The organism is Shewanella sp. SW1 (assembly GCF_025653545.1).
GTDB lineage: Bacteria > Pseudomonadota > Gammaproteobacteria > Enterobacterales > Shewanellaceae > Shewanella > Shewanella oncorhynchi.
On record NZ_JAKKSG010000013.1, the window covers coordinates 15,617 to 31,228 of the forward strand.

At 43.7% G+C, this 15,612-nt stretch carries 11 protein-coding genes; 7 read left to right on the forward strand and 4 right to left on the reverse strand.

Annotated elements, in window-relative coordinates; translation table 11 throughout:
- Positions 1–32: 32 nt before the first annotated feature.
- From L5M71_RS12785 to fkpA, 3 genes are all read right to left on the reverse strand, one after another.
- The gene (locus L5M71_RS12785; RefSeq protein WP_263208152.1) at positions 33–488 is read right to left on the reverse strand and encodes a hypothetical protein; all 456 of its coding nucleotides are present in this window, start codon (positions 486–488) and stop codon (positions 33–35) included.
- A gap of 110 nt (positions 489–598) precedes the next feature.
- A complete protein-coding gene (exeM, locus tag L5M71_RS12790; RefSeq protein WP_263208155.1) occupies positions 599–3,211 on the reverse strand; it encodes an extracellular exonuclease ExeM in 2,613 nt (870 codons plus the stop codon).
- Between the two features lie 618 nt (positions 3,212–3,829).
- The gene (gene fkpA / locus L5M71_RS12795) at positions 3,830–4,597 is read right to left on the reverse strand and encodes an FKBP-type peptidyl-prolyl cis-trans isomerase (protein WP_105250047.1); all 768 of its coding nucleotides are present in this window, start codon (positions 4,595–4,597) and stop codon (positions 3,830–3,832) included.
- A gap of 154 nt (positions 4,598–4,751) precedes the next feature.
- On the opposite strand from fkpA, the gene L5M71_RS12800 reads away from it, so the two are divergent.
- The 7 genes from L5M71_RS12800 (at position 4,752) to L5M71_RS12830 (ending at position 13,892) form a co-directional block, all read left to right on the forward strand.
- Positions 4,752–5,702: a WD40 repeat domain-containing protein gene (locus L5M71_RS12800; RefSeq protein ID WP_263208158.1), complete on the forward strand. Its 951-nt coding sequence runs from the start codon at positions 4,752–4,754 to the stop codon at positions 5,700–5,702.
- A 9-nt stretch (positions 5,703–5,711) separates the two neighbouring features.
- Complete coding sequence (locus L5M71_RS12805) at positions 5,712–5,924, forward strand: SlyX family protein (protein WP_263208160.1); 213 nt, start codon at positions 5,712–5,714, stop codon at positions 5,922–5,924.
- A 65-nt stretch (positions 5,925–5,989) separates the two neighbouring features.
- Positions 5,990–6,547 (forward strand): peptide deformylase, encoded by a 558-nt coding sequence (gene def / locus L5M71_RS12810; RefSeq protein WP_168824914.1) that lies wholly within the window; start codon positions 5,990–5,992, stop codon positions 6,545–6,547.
- On the forward strand, positions 6,547–7,950 hold the full coding sequence (locus tag L5M71_RS12815) for a COG3014 family protein (protein WP_263141758.1): 1,404 nt from the start codon (positions 6,547–6,549) through the stop codon (positions 7,948–7,950). Before def ends, L5M71_RS12815 begins: the two co-directional genes overlap by 1 nt.
- Before the next feature lie 69 nt (positions 7,951–8,019).
- Complete coding sequence (lpoB, locus tag L5M71_RS12820) at positions 8,020–8,613, forward strand: penicillin-binding protein activator LpoB (protein WP_173246506.1); 594 nt, start codon at positions 8,020–8,022, stop codon at positions 8,611–8,613.
- Between the two features lie 255 nt (positions 8,614–8,868).
- Positions 8,869–11,502: an aminopeptidase N gene (gene pepN, locus L5M71_RS12825; RefSeq protein WP_173497345.1), complete on the forward strand. Its 2,634-nt coding sequence runs from the start codon at positions 8,869–8,871 to the stop codon at positions 11,500–11,502.
- A gap of 497 nt (positions 11,503–11,999) precedes the next feature.
- Positions 12,000–13,892, forward strand: a complete 1,893-nt coding sequence (locus L5M71_RS12830; RefSeq protein WP_173497344.1) for a methyl-accepting chemotaxis protein — start codon at positions 12,000–12,002, stop codon at positions 13,890–13,892.
- A 123-nt stretch (positions 13,893–14,015) separates the two neighbouring features.
- On the opposite strand, the gene L5M71_RS12835 is transcribed toward L5M71_RS12830, so the two are convergent.
- Complete coding sequence (locus L5M71_RS12835) at positions 14,016–15,440, reverse strand: GGDEF domain-containing protein (RefSeq protein ID WP_263208163.1); 1,425 nt, start codon at positions 15,438–15,440, stop codon at positions 14,016–14,018.
- Between the last annotated feature and the right edge of the window lie 172 nt (positions 15,441–15,612).

Below are 15,612 nucleotides of genomic sequence, written 5' to 3' on the forward strand. Positions count from 1 at the left end.
GCTGGTCACATCAATATCAGCAAAAATAAGGCTCAAGCTAACCAAGATTTAGTGGTACTTAGCTGACTAAACCAGACAAGAAATAATCCCCACACCACGACTACACTTGGCATAATTAACGCGTCAGCTCCTAGCACCACAGCCGCTTGCTGAATGCAAAATACATAGGTCATTTGCAACAAAATAGCGATAAGCGAGGCGACCAACACTTTATAAGCAATTAATTTTCTGAATAACAATAATAGGCATCCTAGAACCCCTGAAACCACGGCAAAGCCAAACACAGCATCAACCCTAATTGGCGTCGTTTCATAGAGTTTAATTTGATCTGGGCTCATCTGTGCGAGTGCATCTGGCGTCATAGTCATTTGCATCACAAAAGCCATCAGCCCCATGATATTCCACAACAAACTGAGCGTTGCGACAAAGTAAAACCACAGTGGCGCCTTGATATTCATGGTTTTCAGCGGATTTGAGGTGGTATCCATACTCACTCCTAATAAAAACTGAAAAAAAGAGATAAAAAAGGGATGGTTAACCATCCCTTTGTTTCAGTCTAGCTCACAAATTGCACTTGTGAGTTAACCCCATATACAGGTTAACGGCGACGACGCTGCAAACCAAACAAGGACATCAGTGCTAAACCTAAATAACCTAAAGCACCGCCATCATCTTTAGGCTTTGGCTCAGGTTTTGGCGGCACTACTGGCGCAGGATAACTTAAAGCAACAATCACAGGATCATGATCCGATGCAGAAAAAGCATTTTCAGATTTAACCAGATCACCAGAGAACTTCTTACCGTATTCAAACAGGCTAGATTCCACTGAGTTGATGTGCCAATCTTCAATATCCACTAAACGTTTGGCTAAGCTAGCATTGGCTAAAGCATGATCTAAGTTACCTAACTCGCCGTTATAGCTATAAGAGAAAGTGCTTGCACCGTGGGCTTTCGTGTTCAAGTTGATAAAGCCATAACCTTTTTCAATCTTGCTGCCTTGGCGCTCAAACACTTTGCCGTCGAGCGTCGTCCACGAAGCGGTCAGGATGTCACGCTCTGACTTGCTCGCATCGAAGTCGGTTAGTACACGGATAGGATCCTCCATACCATAGGCATTCATATCACCGATGATCAGTAAGTCGCCTTTCACGTCTTTTAGCGTTTCACCCAAGACTTTGGCTGCAGATACGCGGAAAGCATTACACTTGCCCTGTTGATCGGCAGGATCAACTGACTCTTCGAAGTTAGCCCAATCTTCTAAACAGCCTGAGCCTTTAGATTTCAAATGGTTAACGACTACGGTCAGAGACTCATCATGGATTTTAAAGGTTTGCGCTAAGCTGTGACGTTGATAAGCATCATTGCCAGGGTTAGCCTCAGTTTTGCCATCTTTAGTACGAGTCACGCTGCCAGCACTGGCGTGCTGTTCTGGAGTACCGATAACTTGTGCGGCCCCCGCTAAAGTCACTTTACCACCACGGTATAACATGCCGACAGTGATCGCATCTGTGCCAAAGTACTTGCCGTCATACTTATCAGCATCGGTAATTTCAACAAAGCTATAGGCGTTTTCAGGCGTCTGCTTGTCATTTAGTGCATCGACTAAATCCTTAATCGCACTCTTCTCACCAAAACCGTTGTTAGCAATTTCCATCAAACCGACGATATCGGCGTTCATGGCGGTAATAGCGCTAACGATTTTAGTGCGTTGTAGCACCATTTCTTCCAGCGTTAGAGCGCCACGGTTACTGCCTGATGGGTTGGTATCGCCACCATCAACATCGTTAAAGAAGTTCAGCACGTTAAAGCTAGCCACGCGCAGATCACCCTTAGTTGCAACACTTGGGGCTTCGGTTCTATCGTCACCACGGATAAAATCACCCGCTGCAATAGTATTAGTCGCCACTAAACGATAAGCGCCGTAGCTGTAACCAATCACACCTTGCAGGTTAGTCAGTTGGTCGCCAACACGGATGTAACCCGTTTCCACATTGAAATCAGGGAAGTATGGAATAACACCATTGGCAGGCTTGTAATCGGATTCGATAAAGAGTTGGTTCTCGCGGTTAGATTTAACTAATGCCGTTGCTTCAGCAGAAAGCGCTGGATACAGCTGTGTCGGCTTCATCAAAGGTGCTTGATATGACACTAGCATGTTATTGCGACTACCCGCATAGTCGAAGCTGAAGGTGCGGCTGATTTTAAGATCGCTGCCCGCATCTAAGGCCACATTCATGCCTTCATAGCGCTCTAATGCTTGCGCTAAGGTTTCGCCATCGGCCACATAGAAAGGTGCGACAACAGGGACTTCACCCTTAGCGCCAACATCAAATTTCTTATCGGCTTTAATATCGATTTGAGTTAGGCCAAAGTATTCTTTCACTTTACCCTGCACACACACTTCAACCCCTGGTTGAATCGCTTCAGGTGCAGCTTCACCTAAGAATACAAATACACCATCAGAGGTATACGGTGAGTTATCACCCTTAACTTCTTGTAAGTAAAAACCTTTAAACAAGCTTTCACCACGGGCAGTCACTACGCCACGCACAGTCACTTCGGCTTCAGATTCGAATGCCCCTGCTGGTACAAATGGGCTCGACTCGCCCGCACCTTGTACTTGATAAATAGGCACAATTTTAGCGCCAGTACAGCTAAAGAGCGGCACTTCTGGCTCAGCAGGCGTTTCTAGAGAACCTAAACCAGAGAAGGTATCTTTAGGTAATTGTTCCCACTGGGCGGCATTAAATACTGTATTCGCCACTAACGCATCTAATTTACGTTTTAAGGTAACGTCTAATCCCCAACCCGTTGGCGTCGGCACATCACCAATAATATCGATGACGGCATCATCTTTCATTAAGGCAACTGCATCACCGCCATTAAAACTTAAACTACCAGAGTAACTATCAACCCCTTGAGCAACAGTAATAGTACCGCTAGTATTTAAAATAACTTTTGTCGATTTTGCCGCAATAGTTTGACCACCTAAAGCCACCATATCCGACGCAACAGTAGCACCATCTTTATAACGAACCAGTTTATAACCCGCGAGATCAATTGCCGTATCGCCGCTGTTATACAGTTCAATCGCTTTATTATTTGAGCTACCTTCAACATATTCGGTGATCATCACATCTGCGCTTGCCATCATAGGCAAAGCCGCTGCTACAGCTAAAGAAATAGCCGTTAATTTATTAACATTATCCATATCATCAACCCCATTATTATAATATTGCCGCTAACTTCTATTAACGTGCGAGCCGATTATTTCAGAGTTGAATGCGTAAAAAAAGAGGGCAAGATCGCACATTGCCAATGTAACACATTGATGAGTAACTAATTATAGACACTTCACTGTTCACCTGACAGAACAGGATGGTAAATCAAAAGTATTAGCCATGTAAAAACAAATAGTAAGATCAATACACATAAGCTCAAAGTATTTAGTGTCCTGCTCAAATAACAATCAATATTTTAATGTGATATTTTGATGATATTATTCGGTATGCAATACCTAATAAAATATAAGGAACACGGGTCCTTAAAAGGTAATGGATATAATTAAAACTTAATTTAGCATTCATTATTTTGAAATAAACATAACAATCAAACTTCTAAAGTTGATGATGGGTACCCTTGGTTATTGCAGCAGATTAATGTTGATAATGGGTATAAAAATGAAACATAGAGCCAGTCTGAGAACCAACGGCTGTAAGATAGTGAGCTCAATATTAAAACAATAATGTGAATTTTACAGACAAAAAAATACCGCTCATTTAGGAGCGGTATTTTCAATTGCGGCGTATTACACGTCGCAGCTAATCAATTACTTTTTAGCAGGTTCAGCTACTGGCGCCGCAGAAGCTTTCTCGATTGATTTCAACTCAACTTCGAAAATCAACGTAGAGTTTGGTGGAATAGTACCAGTATCACGTACGCCATAGGCTAATTCCGATGGGATCACAAACTTGTACTTAGCGCCAACAGGCATTAATTGCACGCCTTCAGTCCAACCTGGAATAACGCGATTCAAAGGGAACTTAGCCGCTTCGCCGCGTTTATAAGAACTATCAAACTCAGTACCATCAAGTAAAGTACCGACATAATCCACTTCTACAGTGTCTTCTGCGGCAGGCTTTTCACCCGTGCCTGGAGTTAATACTTCATATTGTAAGCCAGACTCAGTTGTCACTACACCAGGCTTAACCTTGTTTTCTTCAAGGAATTTTTTACCATCTTCGATATTTTTCGCAGAAATCGCTGTTGCTTGTTCCTGACGTTTATCGTTTAACTTTTTATCTAGACCTTGAAGAATGGTTTGCATTTCTTCTTCGGTTAAACTTAATTGGTCATTCAGACCATTAGTGAAACCAGTGACGATCAGAGTGCGATCAACTGGCAGGCCTAATTCTTCTTGCTCTTTGATATGGCCAGACATATAACGACCGATTGAAGCGCCTACACTGTAAGCTTCTTTTTGAGCTTCAGTCGTTAATTCAACATTTGTACTCGTAGCTGCTTTTTCTTCTTGATTACAAGCAGATAGGCCAATAATAGCCAATGCAACTAACGATAATTTATAAATCGATTTCATTAAAGCTTCCTCAGCATCCTCAAGCGGTTACAATAACCTAAGCGTGACAACTTTATACTAGTTATCTCGGTTATACCAACTAGATTCTTTATGGGTTAACAGTGATTAATGTCACTTGATCAAGTCTAAAGACAACAACTTAGGGAGCAAGTTCATGAAGAAAAATCTACTGCTGGTAATTTGCACAGTTTTTCTAATCGCTTGCCACCCCAAAGCAGAAGATATCAGTGTTCTCACAACAGAGCCCAGCTATAGCGCGAGCCTATCAAGTAATGGGCAATTCGCCTTAGTTGCCACTCAAAGTAGTGGAGTTCAATGCTGGGATCTCAGTACCCACACCCTCAAATACCAATGGATACATGGCGATATTAATACTGGCGTCACAGGTACAGCGATTTCTCCCAACGGGATATTTGCAGCATCGTTAAGCAGAGATTCAGTTGCTATGTGGAAAATAGTCGACGGTAAGCCTTTGGGCTGGTGGTCCTTACCTTCATCCGGTGAAAGTGTCGCGGTAGCCGATAATGGCGCACTACTTATTGGTTTAAATGATGGTTCAGTCATGTCGCTTAATGCCGAAAAATCTGCCTTAATCAAATTTCTTGGACATAAAGAGCGCGTCAATAGTGTTGCCCTCTCTGCTGATGGCCGATTAGCATTAACGGGGTCAAATGATATGCAGGCGATTCTCTGGCAGGCACAAACTGGCCAACCGCTTCATACGTGGACACTCGGCAGCCGTATAACCAAAGTGGCACTCAACGACAGTGGTAGTTTAAGTTTTACCAATGGCAGCACAGATGAAGCAAAGATCTGGGATAACACAAGCGGTAAGCTATTAAACAAGCTGGATATTACCCGTCGTCAAATGAACTTTTCAGCGGTGAGGTTTATCAAACAAGACAGCCAGATATTAACAGGTACGCCAGCGCGGGAAGTTATACTCTGGCAACGTGACTCGGGTAAACAAATTGAAAAATGGCAGGTTGCACTCACTAAAAACAGCCAAAATCGAGGAGCCGTTGTATACTCTGTGGCAATTCGAGATACCAATAAAGTCGTTAGTATCAGTAGCCAAGGCTTAGTTGAAACTTGGCAGAAATAGAGGTTAGCCATGCAAGGCGTACAAGCACAGATTGAAGATCTAGAAACCAAATTGGCTTTTCAAGAGCTCACAGTCGAAGAATTAAACCAAGAGGTCATCAAATTAAATCGACTGGTGGCTCACCAGCAACACCAAATTCACATGTTAATTGGTAAGTTGCAGGACATGGAACCGAGTTATATGGCGACTCAGGCTGAAGAAACGCCACCACCACATTATTAACACTGACGCTTTAGATATTAACTTTGATTAAAAAAACAGTTACTGCAAAATATCCAGGGAATGCGATGTTTAAACATTTAATGCCAAAAGAAACCCCAACTCTATTACCCATAGCGTTAGTGGGTGAACCCATTCTAAGGCAGACTGCAATAACAGTGCACCATTTCGATGCAGAGCTCGTGCATCTTGCCGAGCAAATGTCTGCCAGCATGGACGCTGCCAATGGCGTTGGTATCGCAGCCCCCCAAGTTCACAGCCCTTTAGCCTTATTTATTATGGCTTCTCGCCCTAATGAGCGTTATCCCGACGCTCCTAATATGGCGCCTGTGGTCGTGGTTAATCCGCAAATCATTAATGCATCAAGCGAGTTGGTCAGCGGAGAAGAAGGCTGCTTATCTGTACCGGGGCAAAGATTTACGATACAAAGACATCAAGCCATTGAAGTACGCTATCAAAATTTACAAGGCGAGTGGCAACAAACCGAATTAACGGGCTTTATTGCACGGATTTTTCAACATGAATTTGATCACCTTCAAGGGATCACATTACTCGAGCGTTCACTTATGCCAGAACAGACTCAGGCGATTTCAGCCCAATCCATCAAAAAAGGTGAAGCGCAATAATGAAACTGTCCTTCGTTACACCTTTTTCTCGCGCATTTATTGCACCAACCTTGGCAATGGGATTGGTTTTAAACTTATCGGGCTGCGCTTATAACAGTATTTTCATTAATTATCCTGCGCAGATTGAACCACTCAAACAAGAGCTTAATAGTGCGACTCCCATGGCCGATATCGACAAACTTGCCAGCAATATCAATGGCAATGACGGCTTACTCTATGCCCAAGAAGCGGGACGAATTGCTCAAGTCGCCGGCGATTTTGCTGCCAGTAAAACATATTATCAGCAAGCAGTAGATGCTTATACCGCCTTTGATGATAAGGCCAAAGTCAGCGTTAGTGACATTGGCGCAACAGCCAGCAGCTTAGTGTTAAACGACAATGCGATTCCGTACCGAGGCCCTGGGTATGAACGCATTATGCTGCACCAATACCAAGCTCTTAACTATTTGTTTAGTGGCGACTATCAGGGGGCTCTAGTCGAAGTTCGTCGCAGTAACGAACTACAGAGCAGCGAGCAAGAACGCTATCAAAAATCACAAAAGTCAGTTCAAGCCATGGCAAACGGCACCATAGATGCCGAGGTTAACAAACTAGGACAAGCTGCGGGCACAGTCACCAGTTCTTTCTTAAACGCTTACAGTTATTACACGACTGGCGTACTGCACGAAGTGCTGGGTGAGCCGAACGATGCCTATATCGATTATCGTAAAGCAGCACAAATCACTCCAGATAACACCTATTTACAGCAAGATCTGGTCCGCCTCGCCAAGCAACTCGGCATGCCACAATATGATGAGTTTAAGCGCCGTTGGGGCGATGCTAAGTTGCCCAATCCCAAAGATGGTCAAGTGATTTTGATGGTCGAGCGCGGCTTTGTGCCTGCAAAACAAGCTCTCACGGTACCTTTTACTATCCATGGTAACTGGCAGACAGTGTCACTCGCTACCTACATGCCAAACAATACTTTTGTGCCAGAGACGCAAGTGCAAGGTTTAGGTACAGTGCTGAAAACTGAACCTATTGCCAATATCGATGCCTTAGCCATCACAGCACTCAAGGAAGATCTGCCCGCGACGCTAGTTCGTCAAGTCGCTAGGGTCTATGCTAAATCTGAGATGGCCTATCAGATTGAGAAGAGTGGTAAACCAGGGAACAATGCTGCCGATATTGGCAGCATTGCTATGCAGATTTTTAACGTAGTAACAGAACAAGCAGATCGTCGTAGTTGGCTGACGCTCCCTAAACAAGCACAGATCGGGCGGCGTTATTTGAGTGCAGGTGAATACACTTTGCAGTTAGACAAAGCGCCACCGGCTAAAATTGATGTTGCAGCAGGCAAAACCACCTTAGTCTGGGCAATTGATACTGGTAATTACACCCGAATTTATTCAATAATCATTTAGCCTAGCGGTTGTGGTATTTGAATAAGACGTGTGTCATTAAGTTTATACAATCACAAAATGGAACTGACTATGAAACAATTTAAACTGATTTTTGTACTGGCTGCCGTTATGGGTCTAGCTGCATGTCAATCTAAAGTCGAATATGGCGATGCCACAGAAGTTGAAACCGTCAATGAGAACTTTGGCTCGACGGATCTACAAGCTATTGCAGCCAAGATGGTGGATAGCATGATGACTTTCCCTCCTATCGTGGCAATAACAGCCAATGACCGCCCGATTTTATTTGTTGACAGCATCAAAAACAAAACCTCAGAACATATCGACACTGAGTCTGTCACTGACTCTATCAGTAACAAATTATTGCGCTCAGGCAAGTTCCGTTTTATCGACATGACTAAAGTAGATTCAGTCCGTAAACAACTGGATTACCAAAACAACACTGGCATGGTTGACCCATCAACCGCCATCAAGTTTGGTCGTCAAATTGGCGCTCAATACATGTTATATGGCAATTTATCTAGCATAGTGAAGCAAGACGGTAGCACTAAAGACGTCTACTATAAGATGACAATGCGTTTAATGGATTTAGAAACAGGCCTTATCGAATGGTCTGATGAAAAAGAAATCCGTAAGATGAAGTCTAAGTCTTTCTTAGGCATGTAATTGTCCTATTGGCACTTAATTCTGCCAAACAGTAATCTCAAGAAGCCAGCGTTAACGCTGGCTTTTTTTACATTTTTAACATTGGTAATCCAAGGTAAATAAGGTAGTGTACTCGGCCAAAATACACTGCGATGATGATGCTCAAAATTGGCGCTGGCGCGAGGGATAATTTGCCACAAAGGCAAACCTACACACACGATATTGAATGCAAACATCCAAGCAGAAAACAAAACAAATCGTTGAAGGATTTAAGTTGTGAACTTGTTTAAAGCCAGTCTCGTTGCCCTTACCTGCGGCACATTAATGTCGTGTGCAACCCAAAGTACACTCAATACGGGTCCACGTGATGCTAGCGCTTATATTAGCCAATATCAGGCTGCGCTTCGCTCGCAGGTCATCTCCGATATTCACTATGACTTGGATTTTCAGCTCACAGGGGATGCCGAGTTTTCCGCCACCTCCAAAGTGACATTTCAATTAAGTGAAGTGCCAAAACAACTGAGCTTAGATTTAAACAAGGCGCAGATAAAACGCTTTATCATCAACGGTACCGCCGTATACCCCAATTACAATGGCGCTTACATCAGCTTAAATACGCGTTTGCTCACCTCAGGTGAAAATACCATTGAAGTGCAATTTAGCCGTGCCCACAGCACCAATGGTGAAGGTTTACACCGTTTTAAAGATCCAATCGATGGCAAGGTCTACCTCTACTCTCATTTTGAACCCGCTGCAGCTCAGCAGATGTTCGCAGTATTCGACCAACCGGATCTCAAGGCTAACTATCAAATTACGGTAACAGCACCCAAAGACTGGCAAGTCATTAGCTCAATGCGTGAAAGCCAAATCACCCCAGCAGGTGCTTACAATCGTTGGACTTTCCCACAAACACCTAAGCTAAGCCCATATAACTTTTCGATGCACGCGGGCCCTTATCACATGTGGCAAGACAACTCAGGCCGCTATCCTATGCGCCTGTTCGCCCGTCAATCCGTTGCAAATCAAGTCACGGAGCAAGATTGGTTTACCTATACGAAACAAGGGTTAACTTTTTTCGATAATTACTTTGGTATTCCTTACCCTTTTAAGAAATACGATCAAATTCTAGTGCCAGACTTCCTTTATGGCGCGATGGAAAACGCAGGCGCAGTGACCTTTTCCGAAGATATCTTCCTTCATAAAGCGGCGATGACAGCAGATCAAAAGCAAAATCTTGCGGGCGTGATCATGCACGAAATGGCGCACCAGTGGTTTGGCGATCTCGTCACCATGAAATGGTGGAACGGCTTGTGGTTAAATGAAAGTTTTGCTTCATTTATGGGCACACTTGCGACTCAAGAAGCCACAGAGTTCACCAATGCTTGGCGTACCTTCTACGCTAAAGGCAAGCAAAAAGCCTATGAGCAAGACAGCTTAGTCACCACGCACCCCATTGAAGTACCCGTAGCAACTACTCAGAACGCCTTCGACAATATCGATGCTATCACTTACCAAAAAGGCGCATCAACGCTGAAACAATTACGCCATTTACTCGGCGACATGGTGTTTCGTCGTGGCGTCAGTAACTATTTAAAACAATACAGTTATCAAAACGCTGAGTTAGACGATTTTATCAATAGCCTAGGGAAAGCCGCTGGCCGCGATTTAAGTGCATGGACTCAAGAATGGCTCTACAGCGCGGGCGTTAACACCATCAAGGCGGAATATCGTTGTGAGGGCAACCGAATCAGCGAATTTAGCCTACGACAGCTCCCTGCAAGCGCAGAGCTACCCACATTACGTGAACAAAAAGTCCAAGTGGCTTTATTTACCCAAGGTCGCTTTGATCTGCGAAATGACATTACAGTGCCAGTGACTTACAAAGGCGAGCGTACTGAAGTTAAACAACTGATTGGTGAGCGCTGCCCAGACCTAGTCTATCCAAACTTTGATGATTGGGGCTTTGTGAAAGTCGAGCTTGATGACAAGTCATTTAATACCGCAAAACAACAACTGAGTAATATTTCCGATCCACTACTGCGATCTATGCTGTGGCAAAGTCTGTGGGACAGCGTCCGCGAAGGTAAATTGAGCTTAGATCAATACCTAAGCACAGTGTTTGTTAACGCGCCTGCTGAGACGGACTACACGATTGTTGGTCAGATCATCGATAGCATGTTGCGCTCAAAGGAATATCTCGCGCAGATCGCCCCTATTCAGCAAAACTACGCTGAAAATGCAATTAAAGGCTTAAGCCAAATGAGTCTGAGAAAAGCAATGGAAAATAAAGGCGATAATGACTTCCAACGGATCTGGTTCAATGCGTATGTCAGTTTAGCAAGCGACAGAGATTCACTGCGTCATTTAGCACAACTCATTGACGGTGAAACAAAAATAAAGGGATTAACCTTAGACCAAGATTTACGATGGGCAATCATCACCCAGCTTAATCGCTATGATTTTCCTAACGCGCTGCAGCGCTTAACCAAAGAGGCCACCAAGGATAATTCAGACTCTGGTGAAAAAGCGGCACTTGCGGCACAAGTGATCCGCCCTGAAGCGGCCGCAAAACGTCGTTGGTTAAGTAAAGTCCATCTAGACAGCCTGCCTTTCTCCAAACAGCGGATTATTATGCAAAATCTTTATCCTGCTGAGCAAAAACTATTAAGCGCAGCTACAGCGGAAGAGCGTCTGGCGAGCTTAATGGATATGGACAAAAAAGGGCCAGTATTTATGCGTAATTATAGCCATTTCCTCATCCCAACCGATTGTAATTACACTAGCATAGCGGCATTGGACAAAGTACTTGATCGCCAAACTGGGCTATCTAACCTTACCCGCCGTAATCTACTGGAAACCCGTCAAATAGAGCAGCGTTGTGTGCTGATCAAAAATAAGATGACTCACTAATATTAAGGTCATTTTAAAATTAACAAGGGGCTCCTAGGAGTCCCTTTTTTATGTTCTGTTACAGATGAGTCTTAAACTTGAACCAGCACACAAGATGCTACCCGCGCGAAATTATGCTCACTAACCTTTGATATAAACAAGCCAGCATTCTGAATAATGAATTAATCACACTCACAACCAGTGACATATTTAATTAAATTGTTAGCTTGAGCTTATGTGTTTTAACGGCTTACTGACGATAACCAATGTTATTTATCACCTGTAAAATATTATTCATCTCTTCAGTTTAGTCTACTAAGTTCCATCAGCTCATCAAATAAACAACCGCTGACGCAATCGTTATTGATATAAAAATCATGTAATTATTAAATTCATAAATTATGGGCGTCACTTCTAAATTTATTACTATAATTCTTCAATGATTTAATGTTTTGCCCCGTACTGCCGCTATACTAAAACAACGTTAGAGAGCTAACGGAATATAAAGGATATAGATTATGCGATCGACACTCAAAACACGGCTGCTGTTCAGCAGTCTTTCCGCTGTACTGATCACTATTGCTGTACTCGTAAGTATCTCTAGTTATTTCATTAGAAATAATGCGTTAGAAAACACTCAACATGAAATTGACCAACTAGCGATTACCTTTTCATCCGGCATAGGTCAGTGGATGCAAGACAGAAAAATGGCCATTACCAGCCTAAAACAAGTCGTTGAAGCCGATCCGAGTACAAACGTTACCCCTCATTTGCTGCAGGCGCATACTGCGGTTGACTTTGCCCTCACTTACTATGGCGACGAACAAGGCAACATGTATCGCCAAGATCCGTCGCTAAATACCGCGAATTATGATCCCCGCGTTCGCCCTTGGTATATGGACGCTAAAGCTGCCGGTAAAATGATCATGACGGCGCCCTACGTCAGCGCCACACTGAAAAAACAAGTCGTGACCATTGCCGAACCTGTAATGAGTTCTGGCCGATTGATAGGCGTTGCCGCAGCGAACTTAACCATAGATCAGCTAACCGATGCGGTGCAGCGCCTCGTAGTGCCGGGCGAAGGTTATACTCTGATGGTCGATAATGCAGGGCTCATTATTAGTCATCCCAATAGCCAGCTAAATACTCAACAACTCACTAAAATTGATAGTGATTTTAGTAATAGCTGGTTATCACAGCGCACTAATGCCAATACCATGGAAGAGCGAAACCTCGATGGTGCCACTAAGTTAGTCTATGTTGCGGCAATACCCTCAACAGACTGGGCGCTGATTTTCGTAATGGATAAGCAAGAAATCATGTCACAGGCAACCGATCTTGCTTGGTGGATGTCTGCCGTAGGTGTTGCACTATTGGTGCTGTTTGGTTTGATTTTAATCGCCATCTTTAAAATTCAATTCAAAGATCTCGAACGCGTTGCCCAAGCACTCAATGATATTGCCGAGGGCGATGGCGATCTCACTGTGCGCATTCATACTGCCAACAGTCACGATGAAATTGGTATGTTAGCTTCGGGGTTTAACCGCTTTGTAGAACGTCTACACGGTATGATTTCCCGCATGCACAAGATTGCGGGTCAATTGGAATATCAAGCCAAAGGAAGTAGTGCGTCGGCAACGGATAACAGCCAGCGCATTGAAGTACAGCAAGATGAAGTGACTATGGTTGCCACTGCGGTGACCGAAATGGCCAGCGCCACCGAGGAAATTGCCAGTAATGCTGAGCATACAGCTCAGACAGCTCAAAATGCGGTCGGACTTTCAAACCATGGCCATAAACAGGTAATGCAAAGCCAGCAATCTATCCGTAATTTAGCTAGTGAAGTCGAAACTGCAGGGCGAATTATCGGTGAACTGAACGAGCACTCACAAAAGATCAACAGCATTTTGTTGACCATTAGTGGCATCGCAGAGCAAACCAACTTACTTGCACTCAATGCAGCCATTGAGGCGGCACGTGCAGGAGAACAAGGTCGTGGCTTCGCTGTAGTTGCTGATGAGGTGCGTGTACTGTCACAACGTACGCATTCATCGACACAAGAAATTCAAGCGATGATCGAAACCCTACAACAAACCGCAGGCAAAGCCGTTAAGTCTATGACTCAAAGTCATGAAATGGCAGAAACCAGTGTGGCCGATGCTAATTCAGCCAGCGAAAGTCTGTTGCAAATCAGCAAAGCCATTAATGATATTTCAGATATGGCGAGCCAAATTGCCACAGCAGCCGAGGAGCAAACCTCAGTCACCAGCGAAATCAACCGTAATACAGAGTCGATTCGTGAAGTGTCAGAGAATCTCTCGATTGAGGCACAAACGTCTATGGTCCAAGCTCAAGAACTCGCCCATTTAGCCGCATCATTGCAGCAGGAAGTTAATCGCTTCAAACTGTAATCAAAAAGCTTATTTTATATAAAAATTACATCAACAGTTCCATACAATAATGCCCGCAAGTGTCAGTGACATTTGCGGGCATTTCTTTACATATTATTTCTTCAAAGACTTACAATGGCTTACCTAAAACAAGCTCGCTTTATTTTCAGGAATATTGGCCTCAGGCCGAAGCTCAGCATGTAAGTTTCTTAATCCTTGGTAACCCATTTCAATTCGATTTCCGCCATTCTTTTTAGCTTTATACATAGCAGTATCGGCACAGGAAATAAGCTGTTTCTCATCTTCACCGTGCTCTGGATACAGAGCAATACCGATACTCGGCAGAATATGGATCTGCTGTTCGGCAAGCTCGAAGGGTTGCTCGAATACTTGCAATATTTTTTGTGCGGCCAGCAGGGTATTATGTGCTGAATCGACTCGTTCAAGTAAGATGACAAACTCATCCCCCCCAAAACGCGCAACGGTATCTGAACCCCTCACACAACTGACTATTCGCTGCGCTGTCACTTGCAGTAATAAATCGCCCACGCTATGACCAAAAGTATCGTTAACCCACTTAAATTTATCTAAGTCTAGATACAGCAAAGAGAAATAACTTGATTCCCTATGGGCTCGAGATAGCGCCTTTTGAAATCTGTCGTAAAAAAGCTCACGATTGGGTAACAAGGTTAACTGATCATAAAGTGCAATATGCTCTAATCGCGCGAGCATTTGTCGACGCTCAATCGCAAAGGCTATTTGCGTAGAAACAAACTCCAATAACTCACGGTCTTGGTGTGTGTATGAAGCCGAAGTAGGCAAGCTATGCATAATCAAAGCGCCGATAACGCCTTTCTGTAGCTTCAGCGGCACACCCAGCCAACTTAAACTACCATTACCCAAATCTTCACGAATCGCTTGGGGATAATCAGTTAAGGTCACGGGACACAGGAGTAAAGACTCAGCACTGCGGATCACTTGGTCAGTGAACACACTGAAACTTGCAATATCGATAAGTGAATCCTTGCCAGTAGCGGCTTTATAAGGAAAACTTAATTCATTTAAATCTTGATCGTACAATGCTATAGCAAAGTTTGCTGCAGGCAGTAATTTAGCAATAATTTCATGAATTCGACGATATAGGGCTAGCAAGTCCTCAGCGACATGCACAGCCTCTGAAATTTCATATAAGGCTGCTTGTCTACGTTCGGCATTTTTGCTCTTAGAAATATCTCTAGCGACTGCGACACGTTGTTGATAAGCATCGGACCAACGTGCAGACCAAAGAATATCGACGATAACACCATCTTTACGCACATAACGGTTTTCAAAATCGACTTTAAAGCGACCTGCCATAATTTCATTGGCCGTTGCGAGAGTGCGTTCCCTATCCTCAGGAATGACAAGATCTAGCATCTGCATACCCATCATTTCTTCTGGGGTATAGCCAAAAATACGTTCTGCCCCTGCACTGACAAATTCAAACCTCCCCGCTTTATCGACGACACAAATAGCATCCAAGAGAAGGTCGATAAAATTGCTTAAGGAAGTGTAGCCATCATTATTCACGTAATTCTCCAATAAACGTCCGTCTTTGGCTAAGTCCTAAGTTTGATCATAAGCATAAAAATAATAATAACGCACTATTAGAGTAGGTTAATTTTCAATGTCATTCCAGAGTTGGCTAAGTTAAGTCCGACTTTTACAGAGTTAAATTCAAACAAAATCAAACACAATACTT

What these genes read in the sequence shown, in the direction of transcription:
- L5M71_RS12785 (WP_263208152.1), bottom strand. Translation starts at nt 488, where the DNA reads ATGGATACCACCTCAAATCCGCTGAAAACCATGAATATCAAGGCGCCA.
- exeM (WP_263208155.1), bottom strand. Translation starts at nt 3,211, where the DNA reads ATGGATAATGTTAATAAATTAACGGCTATTTCTTTAGCTGTAGCAGCG.
- fkpA (WP_105250047.1), bottom strand. Translation starts at nt 4,597, where the DNA reads ATGAAATCGATTTATAAATTATCGTTAGTTGCATTGGCTATTATTGGC.
- L5M71_RS12800 (WP_263208158.1), top strand. Translation starts at nt 4,752, where the DNA reads ATGAAGAAAAATCTACTGCTGGTAATTTGCACAGTTTTTCTAATCGCT.
- L5M71_RS12805 (WP_263208160.1), top strand. Translation starts at nt 5,712, where the DNA reads ATGCAAGGCGTACAAGCACAGATTGAAGATCTAGAAACCAAATTGGCT.
- def (WP_168824914.1), top strand. Translation starts at nt 5,990, where the DNA reads ATGTTTAAACATTTAATGCCAAAAGAAACCCCAACTCTATTACCCATA.
- L5M71_RS12815 (WP_263141758.1), top strand. Translation starts at nt 6,547, where the DNA reads ATGAAACTGTCCTTCGTTACACCTTTTTCTCGCGCATTTATTGCACCA.
- lpoB (WP_173246506.1), top strand. Translation starts at nt 8,020, where the DNA reads ATGAAACAATTTAAACTGATTTTTGTACTGGCTGCCGTTATGGGTCTA.
- L5M71_RS12830 (WP_173497344.1), top strand. Translation starts at nt 12,000, where the DNA reads ATGCGATCGACACTCAAAACACGGCTGCTGTTCAGCAGTCTTTCCGCT.